We start from the raw sequence: 879 nt of genomic DNA, 5'->3' as shown, positions 1-879 counted from the left end.
CAACACGAACTTTTACAATAACGCAACCTAGTGCAATTGTTGCAACTCCGTTATCGCAAACAAACGTAAGTTGTTTCGGAGGTTCTAATGGTGCTGCCGCAATTAATACACCAACTGGAGGAGCTGGAGGATATTCTTATAACTGGACTCCAGGTAACCCAACAGGTGATGGAACAACATCTGTTACTGGCTTAACCGCAGGAACATGGACATGTACTGTTACAGATGCAAATTCTTGTACGTCAACACGAACTTTTACAATAACGCAACCTAGTGCAATTGTTGCAACTCCGTTATCACAAACAAACGTAAGTTGTTTCGGAGGTTCTAATGGTGCTGCCGCAATTAATACACCAACTGGAGGAGCTGGAGGATATTCTTATAACTGGACTCCAGGTAATCCAACAGGTGATGGAACAACTTCAGTTACTGGCTTAACCGCAGGAACATGGACTTGTACTGTTACAGACGCTAACGGATGTACAGCAACACAAACATTCACTGTTACACAACCAACTGCACTTTCGTTAACACCAGCATCACAAACAAACATTGCTTGTAATGGTGGATCTAATGGTTCAGCTACAGTTTCTGTTTCTGGTGGAACGGCTGGATATACTTATTCTTGGGCTCCATCTGGTGGAACTGCTGCAACCGCTTCGGGACTATCAGCAGGTACTTATACTGTAACTGTTACCGATGCGAATTCTTGTACAGCTACACAAAGTTTTACAATTACAGAGCCAACTGCTCTTGTAGCAACTCCAGCATCTCAAACCAATGTATCTTGTAACTCAGGATCTAATGGTTCAGCTACAGTTTCTGTTTCTGGTGGAACAGCTGGATACACTTATTCTTGGGCTCCATCTGGTGGAACTG

At 43.3% G+C, this 879-nt stretch carries 1 pseudogene; it reads left to right on the top strand.

Annotated elements, in window-relative coordinates:
- Positions 1-879 (top strand): annotated as a pseudogene (locus GFJ99_RS13290) (SprB repeat-containing protein); the annotation flags it as partial.

The sequence above is a fragment of the Flavobacterium sp. LMO6 genome, assembly GCF_009495795.1.
Classification (GTDB): Bacteria; Bacteroidota; Bacteroidia; order Flavobacteriales; family Flavobacteriaceae; genus Flavobacterium.
The sequence above is the reverse complement of the archived record's forward strand: the minus strand, read 5'-3'. Positions and strand labels throughout refer to the sequence as shown.